The sequence below is a fragment of the Flavobacterium sp. Arc2 genome (genome assembly GCF_041431385.1).
GTDB lineage: Bacteria > Bacteroidota > Bacteroidia > Flavobacteriales > Flavobacteriaceae > Flavobacterium.
Genome location: NZ_JASMRH010000006.1, coordinates 87,353 through 104,573 on the forward strand (window position 1 = coordinate 87,353; position 17,221 = coordinate 104,573).

Annotated in this window: 16 protein-coding genes; 12 read left to right on the forward strand and 4 right to left on the reverse strand. The window is 34.4% G+C overall.

Features of this window, described 5'->3' with window-relative positions; all coding sequences use genetic code 11:
- Positions 1-115: 115 nt before the first annotated feature.
- Positions 116-2,083 carry a DNA primase gene (gene dnaG / locus QO182_RS05515; protein ID WP_371560364.1) on the forward strand — a complete coding sequence of 656 codons (1,968 nt, stop codon included), beginning with the start codon at positions 116-118 and terminating at the stop codon, positions 2,081-2,083.
- Here dnaG and QO182_RS05520 read toward each other — a convergent pair whose 3' ends face one another.
- Positions 2,084-2,713 (reverse strand): LuxR C-terminal-related transcriptional regulator, encoded by a 630-nt coding sequence (locus tag QO182_RS05520; RefSeq protein ID WP_371535884.1) that lies wholly within the window; start codon positions 2,711-2,713, stop codon positions 2,084-2,086.
- A 90-nt stretch (positions 2,714-2,803) separates the two neighbouring features.
- Positions 2,804-3,604 carry an NAD(+) synthase gene (gene nadE / locus QO182_RS05525; protein WP_371535887.1) on the reverse strand — a complete coding sequence of 267 codons (801 nt, stop codon included), beginning with the start codon at positions 3,602-3,604 and terminating at the stop codon, positions 2,804-2,806.
- A gap of 101 nt (positions 3,605-3,705) precedes the next feature.
- Here nadE and gldB point away from each other — a divergent pair, with 101 nt between their 5' ends.
- Both gldB and gldC read left to right on the forward strand, forming a co-directional pair.
- Positions 3,706-4,662: a gliding motility lipoprotein GldB gene (gene gldB, locus QO182_RS05530; protein ID WP_371560365.1), complete on the forward strand. Its 957-nt coding sequence runs from the start codon at positions 3,706-3,708 to the stop codon at positions 4,660-4,662.
- Positions 4,662-4,997, forward strand: coding sequence for a gliding motility protein GldC (gene gldC, locus QO182_RS05535; protein WP_371560367.1), 336 nt, complete (start codon positions 4,662-4,664; stop codon positions 4,995-4,997). The genes gldB and gldC overlap by 1 nt, the downstream gene beginning before the upstream one ends.
- 202 nt (positions 4,998-5,199) lie before the next feature.
- Here gldC and yihA read toward each other — a convergent pair whose 3' ends face one another.
- On the reverse strand, positions 5,200-5,820 hold the full coding sequence (gene yihA, locus QO182_RS05540; protein ID WP_371535895.1) for a ribosome biogenesis GTP-binding protein YihA/YsxC: 621 nt from the start codon (positions 5,818-5,820) through the stop codon (positions 5,200-5,202).
- A gap of 37 nt (positions 5,821-5,857) precedes the next feature.
- Complete coding sequence (locus QO182_RS05545; RefSeq protein WP_371560369.1) at positions 5,858-6,622, reverse strand: alpha/beta fold hydrolase; 765 nt, start codon at positions 6,620-6,622, stop codon at positions 5,858-5,860.
- Positions 6,623-7,017: 395 nt separating this feature from the next.
- On the opposite strand from QO182_RS05545, the gene QO182_RS05550 reads away from it, so the two are divergent.
- The 9 genes from QO182_RS05550 to murG are packed head-to-tail and all read left to right on the forward strand — an operon-like array spanning position 7,018 to position 17,221.
- Positions 7,018-7,491: a division/cell wall cluster transcriptional repressor MraZ gene (locus QO182_RS05550; RefSeq protein ID WP_371535898.1), complete on the forward strand. Its 474-nt coding sequence runs from the start codon at positions 7,018-7,020 to the stop codon at positions 7,489-7,491.
- Positions 7,466-8,374, forward strand: a complete 909-nt coding sequence (gene rsmH, locus QO182_RS05555; RefSeq protein WP_371535900.1) for a 16S rRNA (cytosine(1402)-N(4))-methyltransferase RsmH — start codon at positions 7,466-7,468, stop codon at positions 8,372-8,374. The genes QO182_RS05550 and rsmH overlap by 26 nt, the downstream gene beginning before the upstream one ends.
- Positions 8,375-8,380: 6 nt before the next feature.
- Positions 8,381-8,728, forward strand: a complete 348-nt coding sequence (locus QO182_RS05560) for an FtsL-like putative cell division protein (protein ID WP_371535903.1) — start codon at positions 8,381-8,383, stop codon at positions 8,726-8,728.
- Positions 8,719-10,722: a penicillin-binding protein gene (locus tag QO182_RS05565; RefSeq protein WP_371535906.1), complete on the forward strand. Its 2,004-nt coding sequence runs from the start codon at positions 8,719-8,721 to the stop codon at positions 10,720-10,722. Before QO182_RS05560 ends, QO182_RS05565 begins: the two co-directional genes overlap by 10 nt.
- Complete coding sequence (locus QO182_RS05570) at positions 10,719-12,182, forward strand: UDP-N-acetylmuramoyl-L-alanyl-D-glutamate--2,6-diaminopimelate ligase (RefSeq protein WP_371535908.1); 1,464 nt, start codon at positions 10,719-10,721, stop codon at positions 12,180-12,182. Before QO182_RS05565 ends, QO182_RS05570 begins: the two co-directional genes overlap by 4 nt.
- Before the next feature lie 7 nt (positions 12,183-12,189).
- A complete protein-coding gene (gene mraY, locus QO182_RS05575; protein WP_371535910.1) occupies positions 12,190-13,419 on the forward strand; it encodes a phospho-N-acetylmuramoyl-pentapeptide-transferase in 1,230 nt (409 codons plus the stop codon).
- A gap of 1 nt (position 13,420) precedes the next feature.
- Positions 13,421-14,752, forward strand: a complete 1,332-nt coding sequence (murD, locus tag QO182_RS05580; RefSeq protein WP_371535913.1) for a UDP-N-acetylmuramoyl-L-alanine--D-glutamate ligase — start codon at positions 13,421-13,423, stop codon at positions 14,750-14,752.
- A gap of 37 nt (positions 14,753-14,789) precedes the next feature.
- A complete protein-coding gene (locus QO182_RS05585) occupies positions 14,790-16,079 on the forward strand; it encodes an FtsW/RodA/SpoVE family cell cycle protein (protein ID WP_371560371.1) in 1,290 nt (429 codons plus the stop codon).
- A gap of 47 nt (positions 16,080-16,126) precedes the next feature.
- Positions 16,127-17,221 carry an undecaprenyldiphospho-muramoylpentapeptide beta-N-acetylglucosaminyltransferase gene (gene murG / locus QO182_RS05590; RefSeq protein WP_371560373.1) on the forward strand — a complete coding sequence of 365 codons (1,095 nt, stop codon included), beginning with the start codon at positions 16,127-16,129 and terminating at the stop codon, positions 17,219-17,221.

Here is a 17,221-nt window from a genome sequence, read left to right on the forward strand (position 1 = left end):
AATTTATTACTTTAAAAGTGCTTCGCAAGAAGCACTTTTTGTTTTAGATGTTGAATTATGAACTTTGATTTGCGTATTTTTGCATTCTTTAAATAATTAAAACTTTACATCTATTTTGATTTCAAAAGCGACTATTGATACTGTTTTCGAATCTGCTCGAGTTGAGGAGGTTATTGGTGACTTTGTCCAATTAAAGAGAGCAGGAAGTAATTTTAAAGGACTGAGTCCATTCTCTGACGAGCGTTCTCCATCCTTTATGGTTTCACCAGCTAAAGGGATTTGGAAAGATTTTAGTTCTGGAAAAGGGGGGAATTCTGTCGCTTTTTTAATGGAGCACGAACATTTTACTTATCCTGAAGCCATCCGGTACTTAGCCAGAAAATACAACATAGAAATAGAGGAAACAGAGCAAACAAATGAAGAAAAAGCAAATACAGATATTCGAGAGAGTATGTACTTAGTTTCTGAATTTGCAAAAGACTATTTTCATAAAACACTTTTAAAAGCAGAAGAGGGAAAAGCCATAGGCCTTTCTTATTTTAAAGAAAGAGGGTTTACTAATGAAACTATAGAGAAATTTAGCCTTGGGTATTCTCCAGATACTTGGGATGCTTTTACTAAAGAAGCGCTTGGGAAAGGGTATAAATTAGAGTTTCTGGAAAGTACTGGTTTGACAATAGCCAGAGAAGACAGGCCATTTGACCGTTTCAAAAGCCGGGTTATGTTTCCTATACAAAGTATGTCGGGAAGGGTGCTTGGTTTTGGGGGAAGAATATTGACCAATGATAAAAAGGCAGCTAAATATTTAAACTCACCAGAAAGTGAGATTTACCATAAGAGTAAAGTGCTCTACGGGATTTTTCAAGCCAAACAATCGATTGCTAAACTTAATAATTGTTTTTTGGTCGAAGGTTATACTGACGTTATTCAATTTAATCAATCTGGAATTGAGAACGTAGTTGCGTCTTCTGGGACGGCGTTAACGCCAGATCAAATCCGTTTAATTAATAGACTTACAAAAAACATTACTGTTCTTTTTGATGGTGATGCAGCGGGATTGCGTGCTTCCATTCGAGGAATTGATTTAATTCTGGAAGAAGGTATGAATGTAAAGGTTTGTACATTTCCTGATGGGGAAGATCCAGACAGTTTTGCCAAGAAAACGTCTCATGATGATTTGCTGGATTATCTTGAAAATAATGCAAAAGACTTTATTCAGTTTAAAGCATCGCTTTTGATGAATGAAGCAAAGAATGATCCTATAAAAAAAGCCGATTTGATTCGAGATATGGTAGTTAGTATTTCTAAAATACCAGATAGAATCCAACGCGAAATATACATTCAGGAATGTTCCCGAATAATGGATATTTCAGAGCAGGTACTAGTTAGTACTTTGGCACAGTTAGTTCAGAAAGACACTACTGAGGTTGGTAAAAAAAAGAAGCAAGAATACAAGGCATTAGAAGTTGTAAAAAATGAAAATCCTGCCGATACTGAAAAAGTAGATATACTATATCGTTTAGAAAGAAAAATTATAGAGATGTTGCTTCTTTATGGTGATAAAACGGAAGAATTTGAAGATGTACTTTTAAAATCGAATGGAGAAGGTGAGATTGAACATGTGATTGAGAAAAAAGAATACAAAGTATTTCACAGAATCTATTTGAGTTTACAAGAGGATGAGGTAGAGTTAGCAAATCCTTTGTTTAGGGACATATTCAACGATCTGATTAATTATTTTCTTCAAAATGATGGTTTCAGCTTAGAGCAATATCTGATGCATTTGCAGCCTGAGTTTGCTCAAGAGGTTACTGATATTTTGATGGAAGACGAAAGAGTTATTTTACACAATTGGGAAGGTCAGAATATTTTCCCAAAATATAAAAAGGACACTATAGGTCAGAATGTCTCAGAGACTATTTTAACCCTACGCTGGTATTTAGTAGGTAAAATTATTGAAGAAATAAAAAGCTCCATAACATCTGAATCAGACAATACGGAGCCTATGACTATGATTAGAGACTATCTTGGTCTAACTTCTGCTTTTTCGAAAAAATTAGGACGGGTAATGTCTCGTTTTTAATTAAACTATTTCTAATTTTTTTGCTTTGTTTACTAAATCAACTAGGTTAGTAACATTTAGTTTTGTTAACAAACGCAATTTGTAGGTACTTATCGTTTTTTCGTTAAGGCCTAGAATTTCAGCAATTTCGTGATTTTTCTTACCTCCACTTAAATAACGCAACACTTCAACTTCACGATTGGAAAGTTTTCGATACAAACGTTCACTTTTGCTTTGTTTTGCAATTAAGGCGATATTTTTTTTCACGGTTTCGTTCATGATAATCTTTCCTTGGTTCACTTTTATTATTGATAGACCTAAGGTTTCCAATTTCTCTTTCTTGTGAACAAATCCTGAAACACCAGCTTTAATGGCATTTGGTGCGTAAATCTGTTCCGAAAGACCACTGAATATAATAATCTTTGTCTTAGGAAAGTTTTTTAAAATTGATTTGACTTCAAAAATACTGGAAAGACCTTCTAGTTCTAAGTCTAGAATTAAAACATCAATATCTTTAGTAAGGAGAATATCACGAATCATTAAAAAATTACCAACATTGGCGACTAATGATATTTCGGCATGATCTTTAAAATAAGATTTCACTCCAAAATGCACTACAGGGAAGTTATCAGCTAAACAAACTTTTATCATGATTTTTGGTTTTAGATTTTTTTTGTCACTATTCATTATTAAATATAAGAAAAATTATATTTAATTTCTAATTATTCGGATGAAATACCGTTAATCCCGATTAACTAAACAAACGGGTATTTCTTTCATTTTGTGTTGGTTAATCTTATTTAAACGTTTGTAAATATCAAATACCGTTTTTTCCCTTCCTGAGAAGTCAGTACTAGATTTTCCTTCTTCGTCCTGAGTCATAGCCCACTCTAATTCATCATAGGTTGCGCCTAATTGAGCTTCATCTGTTTTTTCATCACCAAACAGTCCATCAGATGGAGCTGCAGTTAAAATAGAATCTGGAACTTGTAAATGAGCAGCTAACATAAATACTTCTGATTTCATTAAATCAGCAATCGGACTAAGGTCTACACCGCCATCTCCATATTTTGTAAAAAAACCAACGCCAAAATCTTCCACTTTGTTTCCTGTTCCTGCCACTAATAATCCATGAACTCCAGCAAAATAATATAGGGTAGTCATTCGTAAACGAGCACGTGTGTTAGCAAGAGTCAGGTTAAGTTTGTGTTCCTCAAAGTCGGTAGGAACCTCACTTTTGAAAGTTTCAAAAACAGAAGTTAGGTCTGCCAGGGTTTCTGAAACGTTAGGGTACCTGCTTTTTAACTGCTCAATGTGCTCGCGTCCACGGCTAACATGACTTTCATGCTGATGAATAGGCATTTCAACACATAAAACTTTAAGTCCTGTTTGAGCACATAAAGTTGAAGTTACTGCTGAATCTACTCCGCCAGAAATTCCCACAACAAATCCATTTACTTTTGCGTTTTCAGCATATGTTTTTAACCAATTAACAATATGAGTATTTACTTTCTCAACTTGAAGCGTTTTTTTTTTAATCATAATAGTTTACGTTTTAACGAGCAGGAATGTATATTTGCAAAATCATTCAAGGGTACGCCTGTTTTTCTGATTTTATATCGGCAAATTTAATTAAAAAAATAATGAAAACATATCACATTCCACTTCTCTTATGTCTCTTTTTTCTATCATGTGATAAAAAAAGCAAAATAGAAAAAGCTGTTGAAGAAATTCCTGTGGAAATAAAGGTAGAGCGTTTTGATAAAGTCTTTTTTGAAACGGAGCCGAAAAACTTGGATAAAGTAAAAAAAGAGTTTCCGTTTTTTTTTCCTCCCGGAAATGAAGATGCGGTTTGGTTAGATAAAATGAAGGATCCTCTTTGGAGAGAATTATATACTGAGGTACAGAAAAAATATTCAAATTTTGAACCCGTTAAAATCAAACTGGAGGAGCTTTTTAAGCATGTGAAGTATTATTTTCCTGAAACGAAAATACCAAAAGTGATTACCGTAATTTCTGAAATGGATTACAATAATAAAGTCATATATGCAGATAGTCTGGTGATTATTTCGCTCGAAATGTATTTAGGAAAGGAACATAAGTTTTATCAGTTTCCAGAATATATCAAGCAGAACTTTGAGGAAAATCAGATTATGCCTGATGTTGTTTCTAGTTTCTACAAACGAAAAGTAGTACTAGATGCCGATAAAAAATTATTGTCTAAAATGATAAATTCAGGAAAGGAATTATATTTAAAAGATCTACTGCTGCCTGATTATAGCGATGCTGATAAAATGGGATATACAAATGAGCAGATTGAATGGTGTAATGAAAACGAGAGTTATATATGGCGTTATTTTATAGAAAAAGAAATGCTCTATAGTGATGATCAAAAACTGATTCCACGTTTTATAAGTCCAGCTCCCTTTTCTAAATTTTATTTAGAAATAGACAATGAAACACCGGGTCAAGTTGGTGGTTGGATAGGATGGCAAATTGTTCGCTCGTATATGAAAAACAATGAAGTATCTTTGCAACAGTTATTAGATGCAAATGCTAAAGAAATATTTGAAAAATCAAAATACAAACCTAAAAAGTAATGTCAGATAAAAAAAGATCGGAAATTAAATTCCTTGTAGAGTTAGATGAAAACCGCGTTCCAGAAAAACTAATGTGGACCGCAGAAGATGGCGGTGTAGAATTAGAAGAGGCAAAAGCAATTATGCTGTCTGTTTGGGATAGTAAAGCCAAAGAAAGTATGCGTATTGATTTATGGACAAAAGAGATGCCTGTAGATGAGATGAAAATTTTCTTTCATCAAACATTGGTAGCGATGTCAGATACTTATCAACGTGCCACAGGTGATGAGAAAATGGCAGATACCATGAGGGATTTTTGTGAATATTTTGCTGAGAAATTAGAGTTGAAGAAGTAAGTTTCTGCAAGGATAGTGCTTCGTTAATACAATTAGTAAGGCATTATCTTGAAAATTCTAAAATGGTAGACTTCTATTGTTGCTAATATATACCTAAAAAATCGAGGAGGTCAGATTAGTTACTTCTGTAATGCAAAACATCCCAAAGCTTAAATTTAAGCTTTGGGATGTTTTTTTATGTAGTAATCAACGTATTCTATTTTTAGAATTGACCACCGCCTTTAAAAATTTCTTGATTTACTTCGTCGATATAGCTCAGAACATCCTCTTTTCCTAAGGATTCTGTTGCAGAGGTCACGAAGTACTGTGGCATTTCGGCCCAATTGTTAGCAAACATACTTTTCTTGTATGCTGCAATATGAGAATCAATTTTTACTTTACTGATCTTGTCTGCTTTGGTGAAAATAATACAAAAAGGAATTTCACTCTCTCCCATGTAGGACATGAATTCAATATCTATTGTTTGAGCTTCATGACGAATGTCGATTAAAACAAAAGCACAAACTAATTGCTCTCTTGTTTCGAAATAATCAGTTATAAACTGCTGAAAAACTGATTTTGTTTTCTTTGATACTTTGGCATAACCGTATCCAGGTAAATCAACTAAGAACCAGTTGTTGTTGATTAGGAAATGATTTATTAGCTGCGTTTTTCCTGGTCGCCCAGATGTTTTAGCTAATTTTTTCTGGTTGGTCAACATATTGATTAATGAGGACTTCCCAACATTAGACCTGCCTATAAAAGCATATTCTGGCAAACGGTCTTTTGGACATTTGCTAACATCGGAGTTGCTAATTACAAATTCGGCGGTATTGATTTTCATATTTTTTTGTGTAAAACCTCTTCTAAGGGCGAGGTACTTATAAATTGGATTTAGTTAGCCATTCTTCAAGTAAACGATTGAACTCTTCTGGGTGTTCCATCATTGCCGCATGACCACATTTATCGATCCAATATAAGGTTGAGTTGGGTAATAATTTATTAAATTCTTCAGCAACATCCGGTGGAGTTACTTTGTCGTTTTTACCCCAAATAATACAAGTTCGTACATGCATTTTTGGTAGGTCTTTCGCCATATTATGACGAATGGCACTTTTGGCAATTGTTAATGTTTTGATTAGTTTTATTCTGTCATTAACTGTAGCATAAACTTCGTCAATCAATTCCGGTGTAGCAATTGCAGGATCGTAGAATACGTCTTCAGCTTTTTTCTTGATATATTCATAATCACCTCTTTTTGGATAGCTATCACCCATTGCACTTTCATATAGTCCAGAACTTCCTGTTATTACAAGTCCAGCAACTTTTTCAGGGTACATCTTTGTATGGTATAAAGCGATATGTCCTCCAAGGGAATTTCCTAGAAGAATTACTCTGTTAAATCCTTTGAAAGTGATAAAGTCCTTAACGTATTTAGCAAAACTTTTTACGTTTGTTTTTAAAATATTTTGAGTATATATAGGTAAATCCGGGATAACAATTTTGTATCCTTTCTCAGAAAAATGACTAGCCACGGCATCAAAATTACTTAACCCTCCCATTAGCCCATGTAATATTACAATTGGCGTTCCTTCTCCAGCTTCATAATAGCTGTATTTACCTTCCTTCTTATAGTTTTTTTCCATGTTCTTGAATACGGATTTTCAATTTTCACAAATATAGGATTTAATAAATTAAAAAGAATTTTTGAAAACAATTTTTGAGCATATTAATGCAATTTGATTGTATTTATTTTTCAGAAGCTTAATATTGTCTAAAAGCAGATCTTGTAAAGTTATTTTCCATTGTAAGTAAAAAGGCATTTTAGTTAAAATATTGAAAATAAATAGCCGGGAATTTCGATAGTTTAAGTTTTCTTTTAAATAACGTATAAAACAGCTAATAGTCTGACAATCTGTTAGTCTTGTATCTAAGGTGTTTGGGTTGTAGGTGGTGAAACTTATTAACAAAGTGGTAGATAGTGGTAGATAGTGGTGATATTTTTCATATTTTTGCTTCATATCATTATAAAACGATTCTTTTGAATACAATTGTTGGGACATATGAATGTAAGGTCGATGCTAAAGGAAGAGTGCTGTTGCCGGCGCCTTTAAAAAAGCAGTTGACACCTTCTCTTCAAAGCGGTTTCGTTTTGAAGCGTTCTGTTTTTCAGCCTTGTTTGGAGTTGTATCCCATGGAAGAATGGGATGTGATGATGGCTAAGATTAATAAATTGAATCGGTTTGTAAAGAAGAATAATGATTTTATCCGCAGGTTTACTGCGGGTGTAAAAATGGTAGAAATTGATTCTTTGGGTAGATTGTTAATCCCTAAAGATTTGGTGACTTTTGGTAGTATTACTAAGGAGGTTGTCTTTTCTTCCGCTGTTAATATAGTGGAGATATGGGATAAAGATTTATACGAGACATCGATAAATGGTGAAGACGTAGATTTTGCAGATTTAGCAGAAGAAGTAATGGGAAATATAAATGACGACGACAATGGAATATCATAATCCGGTTTTGCTTCAAGCATCAGTAGATGGTTTAAATATAAAGCCTGATGGCGTTTATGTAGATGTAACCTTCGGTGGAGGTGGGCATTCAAAAGAAATATTAAGTAGGTTGGGACCAAACGGGAAACTGTTTGCTTTCGATCAAGATGAAGATGCTTTGGCAAATGCTTTGCCAGATGAGCGATTTACGCTTATTAATGAGAACTTTAGATTTATCAAACGTTTCTTGCGTTTTTACGGGTTGAAAAGTGTAGATGGAATTTTGGCTGATTTAGGGGTTTCTTCTCATCAATTTGATGTAGCTGAAAGAGGTTTCTCTACTCGTTTTGATGCTGGGCTAGATATGAGAATGAGTCAAAAAAATGACTTAAATGCATATAAAGTAGTAAATGAGTACGATGAGGCTGATTTAAAACGAGTTTTTTTAGATTATGGAGAGTTGAAAAATGCTCCAGTTTTAGCAAGAACCATTGTTGAGGCAAGAGAAGTACAGCTTATTAAGACTACCGATGAATTAAAAGAGGTTTTAGCAAAATTTTTACCAGAGCGAGTAAGGAATAAAATATTAGCTCAAATCTATCAAGCCATTCGAATTGAAGTAAATCAAGAAATGGATGTTTTAAAGGAATTTCTAGAGCAGTCCTTAGAAGTGTTAAGACCAGGTGGGCGATTAAGTGTTATTTCATATCATTCATTAGAAGATAGATTGGTGAAGCGATATATGAAAAACGGGATGTTTGAAGGGGAGCCTGAGCGTGATTTTTTTGGTAATTTCTCCGTTCCGTTTAAGACTGTTGGAAAACTAATAGTGCCGGACAAAGAAGAAATAAAGTTAAATAATAGAGCTCGAAGCGCTAAATTAAGAATAGCAGAAAAGATATAATTCAGAATGAAAAACGGTGTTTATAACATATTAAAAGCGAGATTTCTTATCGATGATGATGCGATGAAAAATTGGCGTTTTATCGTTTTTCTTATTCTTTTGGCTATTGTTATGATTGCTAATACGCAACGTTATGAACAGAAAGTTTTTAAAATTGCCAAACTAACAAATGAAGTAAAAGAACTACGTTCGGAATTTGTTGACAGACGCTCTCAATTGATGAAATTGAAAATGGAATCTACTGTTTCTGAGAAAATGGTAGAAAAGCAAATTTTCCCATCGACTGTTCCTCCAATTAAAATAAAAGTAAAAAAAGAAGAAGAGAAAACTTTTCTTAAAAAAATATGGCAGTAGAAGATAAACACATATCATATAGAATCTATCTCGTTGCGTTTGCTATCTTTTTGGTAGCGATTGCGATTGCCGTTAAGTTAACTAATATTCAGTGGGTTGAAGGTGATTATTATAGAAAATTAGCTAAGGAAAGAACGGTTAAGAATTTTGTTATTCCTGCAAATAAAGGGAATATCTATTCGGCAGACGGAAGTTTATTGGCTACTTCAATACCTAATTATACGATAAGGTTTGATGCTCTTGCTCCAAAAGTAGAGAATTTCGAAAAAAATGTGCAAGCATTGTCTGATTCTCTGGCTACGATTTTGGGTAAGTCAAGTGGGTTTTATCAAAACGAACTTAGAAGAGCGCGAGCAAATAACAATCGCTATTATTTAATCGCTCGCGGTCTGAGTTATACTGACTATATAAAAATCAAGGGATTTCCTTTGTTTAAATTAGGAGCTTACAAGGGAGGAATTATTGTAGAGCAAAAAACGGTTAGAGAACATCCAATCGGTAAAATCGCGGAGCGAACTATTGGTTATGAAAGAGAAATAGCTGAAGACAAGTTTGACGGTAAGGGAATTGAATGGGCGTATAGAGAATACCTGAATGGAAAGGACGGTAAGATTCTAAAGCAAAAAATTGCAAAAGGACAGTGGAAGCCTATTCGTGATGTCAATGAAGTTGACCCTCAGGATGGTTATGATGTTATTTCTACAATTGATGTTTATATACAAGATATTGCGCATCATGCTTTGTTAAAACAATTGCAAGAGTACGACGCGGATCATGGCTGTGTAGTTGTCATGGAGACTGAAACAGGTCAGGTAAAGGCTATCGCAAACTTAGGAAGAGCTAGTGACGGAACGTATTATGAAACTACAAATTATGCTGTAGCTGAGTCTCATGAACCTGGATCTACATTTAAATTAGTTGACATGATGGCTATTTTAGAAGATAAAGTAGCTGACACAAGTACGGTTTATGATACGCAGGGAGGAGAGATAAGATATTCAGGAAAGGCAGTAAGGGATTCACATAAAGGTGGCTACGGAAAAATATCATTAGCCAGAGGATTCGAATTATCTTCAAACACGGTGATGGTGCAGGCGGTTTATGATAATTATAAAGACAATCCATCTCGATTTGTTAACCATGTTAATTCTTGGGGATTGAACAAGAAATTAAAAATGGATTTTGAAGGTGAAGGTCGCCCTTTTATTCCTCAACCTACAGACAAGCGTTGGAGTAATATCTCTCTTCCTTGGATGGCTTTTGGTTATGGAGTATCTGTTACACCAATGCAAACTTTAACATTTTATAATGCTGTGGCAAATAATGGTGTGATGGTGAAACCTCAATTTATTTCAGAAATTAAAGAATGGAATAAAACGATTGTAAAGGTTGAAAAAGAAGTAATCAACCCGAGAGTTTGTTCGCCTGAAACAATAAAAAAGTTAAAAGCAGTTCTAGCTAACGTAGTTAAAAAAGGAACTGCGTCTAAATTGTATTCTAAAGATTTCTCGATGGCAGGTAAAACAGGTACAGCTCAAGTAAATTATGGAAAAAGAGACGGCACAGCAATGTATTACGCGTCTTCTTTCGTAGGTTATTTTCCAGCAGATCATCCTAAATATTCTTGTATAGTAGTGGTTCATAAACCAAGCACTGCTAAGGGAGATTTTTATGGAGCCGGCGTTGCAGGACCAGTTTTTAAAAGAATTGCACAAAAGATTTTTACAGATGTTCCTTCGACAAATGAAATAAAAAATATAAATAGGAAAGTCCCTAAACAGGAAGATAACTACAACAACTACTTTGCTAAGTTGCAAAAGCAGCAAAGGTCAATTCCAAATGTTAAAGGCATGCCGGGAATGGATGCTATTGCTTTATTGGAAAATTTAGGAATAAAAGTGAAAGCAGTGGGTATGGGAAAAGTTAAGACACAATCGCTTCAAGCGGGACAGGATCTAATAAAAAACACAACTATAACATTAGAATTATTGTGATTATACTAAAAGACATATTATATAAAGTTGCAATCGAAGCCGTACATGGTTCGACTGAAGTTGCTGTAGGTAAAATCGAATTTGATTCAAGAAAAATTGAAAAGAATGACGTTTTTGTAGCTATTCGTGGATCTGTTTCAGACGGGCATGACTATATTCAAAAAGCAATCGAACTAGGGGTTATAGCAATTGTTTGTGATGCGTTTCCTGAAAGTTTTGAAAAAGGAATCACTTACATACAGGTAAAAGATACCAATAAAGCATTGGCTTTCATGGCTGCTAATTATTTTGGGAATCCATCTGAAAAATTAAAGTTGGTTGGTATTACTGGAACAAACGGAAAGACTACCATTGCTTCTTTATTATATCAATTATTTAAAAAAGCAGGTTTTAAGGTAGGATTGATTTCTACAGTTAAAATTTTAGTAGACGATATAGAATACAAAGCAACACATACAACGCCAGATTCAATTACTATTAATCATTACTTAGCTGAAATGAGAGATGCAGGTGTTGAATATTGTTTTATGGAAGTGAGTTCTCACGGGATTCATCAAAAACGAACAGAAGCATTACATTTTGTTGGTGGCGTTTTCACCAATTTGTCTCATGACCATTTGGATTACCATCCCACTTTTGCAGAATATAGAGATGTGAAAAAATCTTTTTTTGACAACCTTCCTAAAAATGCTTTTGTACTGACTAATGTTGATGATAAGAATGGTGCTGTAATGTTGCAAAATACAGTGGCTATTAAACGCACCTATGCTTTAAAGTCATATGCTGATTATAAAGCGCAAATTCTCGAAAATCAATTATCGGGATTGTTGTTGAAGATTGAAGGGAATGAAGTTTGGGTGAAATTAATTGGAACTTTCAATGCTTATAATGTTTTAGCAATATATGGTACTGCGGTTGAATTAGGAATGGATAGTTTAGAAACACTTCGCTTGTTGTCTGAGTTGGAAAGTGTTTCGGGAAGATTTCAATATATCGTTTCAGCTACAAATATCACGGCAATTGTTGATTATGCTCATACTCCCGATGCGCTGGAAAATGTGTTGAAAACAACCAATGACATTCGAACTAAAAATGAACAGTTGATTACTGTTGTAGGCTGCGGTGGAAATAGGGACAAAACTAAACGACCAATTATGGCGCGTATCGCCTCTGAATTGAGCGACAAAGTAGTTCTAACTTCTGATAACCCTAGAAATGAAGATCCTGATACTATTATCCAGGAGATGGAAGTAGGTGTGGCGGCAGAAAATTATAAAAAAGTACTTGCGATAACTGACAGAAAGCAAGCTATAAAAACAGCGTGTCAATTGGCTCAGCCAAACGATATTATTTTGATTGCAGGAAAAGGACACGAAACCTACCAGGAAGTTAACGGAGTGCGTCATGATTTTGATGACATGGAAATAGTGAAAGAGATATTAGAACAACTTCATAAATAGTAAAAATATGCTGTATTATTTATTTGAATACTTAAACAAGACATTAAACATTTCGGGAACGGGAGTGTTTCAATATATAACATTTAGATCGGCGTTAGCCTTTATACTTTCGTTATTGTTATCTACAATTTATGGAAAAAGAATCATCCGTTTTTTGCAAAATCAACAAGTGGGTGAAACGGTTCGTGAACTTGGATTAGCAGGTCAAAATGAAAAAGCGGGAACGCCTACCATGGGAGGTTTGATTATCATATTTGCTACCCTAGTGCCTGTTATGTTGTTTGCAAAACTGCAAAATATTTATGTAGTGTTGTTGATTGTGACGACTTTGTGGATGGGGACAATTGGGTTTATAGATGATTATATCAAAATATTTAAAAAAGATAAGGAAGGATTAAAAGGTATTTTTAAAGTATTTGGGCAAGTAGGATTAGGTCTTATTGTTGGGACGGTTCTTTATTTTAGTCCAGCTGTAACTGTAAGAACGGATACTGGAAAAGGAGATGTTTTTAAAACCACTACAGAAACGGTTATTACCGCGAGTCCAATTGAGGAAAAATCGACTGCTACTACGATTCCTTTTTTTAAAAATAACGAATTCGATTATTCTGAATTGTTGGCGTGGACGGGTGAAGGATATGAAAAATGGGCTTGGGTAATTTTTATTCCGGTTGTTATTTTTATTATCACAGCAGTTTCTAACGGAGCAAACTTAACAGACGGAATTGACGGACTCGCAGCGGGTACCTCGGCGATATCTGTTCTGGCATTGGGGATCTTTACCTTCGTTTCTGGGAATATTATTTTCTCTAATTATTTAAATATAATGTATATCCCTAATTCAGGAGAAATGACGGTTTTTATAGCTGCATTTGTTGGTTCCTTAATTGGATTTCTTTGGTACAATTCCTATCCCGCATCTGTTTTTATGGGAGATACTGGAAGTTTGACAATCGGTGGAATCATTGCGGTGCTGGCAATTGCAGTTCGTAAGGAATTACTAATTCCGCTATTGTGTGGTGTCTTTTTAGTCGAAAATTTATCTGTGGTCTTACAGGTGAGTTATTTTAAATATACCAAAAAACGCTTTGGCGCAGGCAAAAGAGTTTTCCTGATGGCGCCGTTGCATCATCACTATCAAAAGAAAGGATATCATGAAAGTAAGATTGTAACCCGATTCTGGATTGTAGCTATTATGTTAGCGATACTTTCGATTATCACTCTAAAATTAAGATAGTATGAGACTAGTAGTTTTAGGAGGAGGAGAAAGTGGAGCAGGTACTGCGATTTTAGGGAAGAAAAAAGGATATGACGTTTTTGTATCTGATTTTGGAAAAATAAAAAATAAATACAAACAAGTTCTTATAGATAACGGCATCGATTGGGAAGAAGAAAGACATACAGAGGATTTAATTCTCAATGCCGATGTAGTCATGAAGAGCCCAGGGATTCCAGAGAAATCGCCAATTGTAAAAAAACTGATTGAGAAAGGAATTCCAGTGATTTCTGAAATAGAGTTTGCAGCTCCTTTCACAAAAGCAATTACAATAGGAATTACGGGAAGTAACGGAAAGACAACGACAACGATGTTAACTTATCACTTGCTTAAATCAGCAGGATTGAATGTAGGATTGGGCGGAAACATAGGGAAAAGTTTTGCAGAGCAAGTTGCAGATGATAAATACGATTCTTACGTGCTTGAATTAAGCAGTTTCCAGTTGGACGGAATCGTAGATTACAAACCGCATATCGCTATCATAACGAATATAAGTCCGGATCATTTAGATCGATACGAATATAATTATCAAAATTATATTAATTCTAAAATGAGAATTACAATGAATCAAACTGAGGATGATTACCTCATTTATGACGCAGATGACGAGGCTATTACAACATGGTTAGAAAATAATAAAACAAACGCTAAATTAATCCCTTTTTCCTTGACAAAAACATTCAACGAAGGAGCCTTTATACAAAACAACAAAATGGAAGTAAAAATCAATCAAGATGAATTTTTAATGGAAACAGAATCTATTGCATTAGAAGGGAAACATAATATGAAAAATGCAATGGCAGCAACCTCTGTAGCAAAATTGATGCAAATAAGAAAAGCAACAATCCGTGAAAGTTTATCTAATTTTCAAGGTGTGGAGCACCGCCTTGAGAAAGTATTGAAAATTCAGAATGTACAATATATCAATGACTCAAAAGCGACGAACGTAAACGCTACTTTTTTTGCATTGGATAGTATGAATATGCCCACAGTATGGATTGTTGGAGGTGTTGATAAAGGAAATGATTACAATGAATTGATGTCATTGGTACGTGAAAAAGTGAAAGCTATCATTTGCTTGGGCGTTGATAACAAAAAAATAATTGATGCCTTTGGTAACGTAGTGGATATGATGGTAGAAGTTACGAATATGAATGACGCCGTTAGAATGGCACAACGATTAACAGAAAAAGGAGATGCAGTTTTATTATCACCTGCATGTGCCAGTTTTGATTTGTTTGAAAACTATGAAGATAGAGGAAATCAATTTAAACAAGCGGTTCATAACCTTTAAGCAGAAAATTATATTTTTTTAAAATTAAATAATACAAATGAAGGAACTAATAAGCAAATTAAAAGGAGATAAAGTAATATGGTCATTCGTGGCTTTATTAGCACTGTTTTCGTTTATGCCTGTTTTTAGCGCCAGTAGTAATTTGGCTTATTTGGGTCACGGAACCGGAAATACTTTGGGTTATTTGGTAAAACATTTAGCACATATTTGTATTGGGTTTCTAATTATTTATGGTGTGCATAGAGTGCCGTATCATTATTTTAGAGCAATATCTAAAGTCGCGTTACCAGTAGTTTGGATATTGTTGCTTTATACATTAGTTAAAGGGACTGTAATTGCCGGAGCAAATGCGAGTAGATGGATTCAGGTTCCTTTTATTGGGATATCATTCCAGACGTCAACATTGGCATCTGTAGTGTTATTCATATTTGTTGCCCGATATTTATCTAAAACCAGAGAAGAGCCACTTACTTTTAAGTCCTCGTTATGGGAGCTGTGGTTGCCTGTTTTTATTACTCTTATTCTAATTTTACCTGCCAATTTCTCTACTACAGCATTAATTTTTGCAATGATATTGATGTTGGTATTTATTGGGAAATACCCATTAAAATATATTGGAGCTATTGTAGGTTCTGGAATTCTGTTTCTTGTTTTTTTTGTTCTTATTGCCAAAGCTTTTCCTGATTCTCGATTTTTCAGTAGAGTATCCACTTGGGAAAGTAGAATAGAAAATTTCAGTACGGATAAACCAGATGAAGATGATTACCAAATTGAAAAAGCTAAAATTGCTATTGCATCTGGTAAAATTTATGGATTAGGACCTGGGAAAAGTGTTCAGAAGAATTTTTTACCACAATCCTCCTCGGATTTTATTTATGCAATTATTGTTGAAGAATATGGTCTTATAGGTGGTTTTGGAGTTCTGATTTTATATTTATTGCTGCTGTTTCGATTTGTGATCGCTTCACATAAGGCCAATACTCTCTTTGGGAAGTTAGTTGTCGTCGGGCTTGGTTTTCCAATGATATTTCAAGCGATGGTCAATATGGCGGTTGCAGTCGAATTATTACCGGTAACGGGGCAGACATTACCACTAATAAGTAGTGGAGGTAGTTCAATTTGGATGACTTGTTTTTCGCTAGGAATTATTATTAGTGTTACTAAAAAAGATGAAGAAATTGAGGAAGAGCTTAAAAACGCTGCTAAACGTGAGGAAGCACTTCAAAAACTAATCGACGCTGAATTAGATTCAGAGAAGGAGGTCGATGAGGATTATTCGATTACAGAGAAGGCGACAAACCCAATGAACGCAGTTTTGAATAAATAATATTTTTGAGGGTTAAATTAATTTTAAAACTAAAAAATTTCAATACAATGAGGCAATACAAATTCATATTAAGTGGTGGTGGAACAGGTGGACATATCTATCCTGCGATTGCTATTGCAAATGAATTAAAATCACGTTTTCCTGATGCCGAATTTCTTTTTGTAGGTGCCAAAGATAAAATGGAAATGCAAAAAGTACCTCAAGCTGGTTTCCAGATTAAGGGTTTGTGGATTGCGGGTTTACAAAGGAAAATAACTTTGCAAAATATGATGTTTCCATTAAAATTAGCAGATAGTTTATGGAAAGCAAAACAAATTATAAAAGAGTTTAAACCGGATGTGGTGATAGGAACTGGTGGTTTTGCCAGTGGTCCATTATTAAAAATGGCAAGTATTATGGAGGTTCCCACTGTAATTCAAGAGCAAAATTCCTTTCCGGGGATTACGAATAAGTTATTGAGTAAAAAAGCAGATGTAATCTGTGTGGCATATGAAAATTTAGAACGATTTTTTTTAAAAGAAAAAATGGTTTTAACTGGGAATCCAGTTCGTCAGGACTTAATTGATATTGATAGTAAAAGACCAGCAGCTGTTGCGTATTTTAATTTAGATGTCAATAAAAAAACACTATTAGTTCTAGGCGGAAGTCTTGGAGCGAGAAGAGTGAATCAGTTGATTGAAAAGGAATTGGAAAACATTCAAAATCAAGGGGTACAGCTAATCTGGCAATGCGGGAAATTATATTTTGACGATTATAAAAAATACGATTCTAAATCGGTTCATGTTGTCGATTTTATAGAAAGAATGGATTTTGTGTATGCAGCTGCAGATGTCATTATTTCTAGAGCGGGAGCATCATCAGTATCGGAATTATCTATTGTTGGGAAGCCGGTAATTTTTATTCCTTCGCCTAATGTAGCTGAAGATCATCAAACAAAGAATGCAAAAGCTATAGTTGATAAAAAAGGAGCGATTTTATTGAAAGAATCTGAACTTGATTCAGAGTTTAGCCTGGTTTTTGAGGCGCTATTACAAGACCAAGCAAAGCAAAGTCAACTAAGTAAAAACATCAAGGATCTAGCGATGCCGGAAGCGACAAAAGAAATAGCTGACGAAATCGTGAAATTAATTAGAAATAAATAA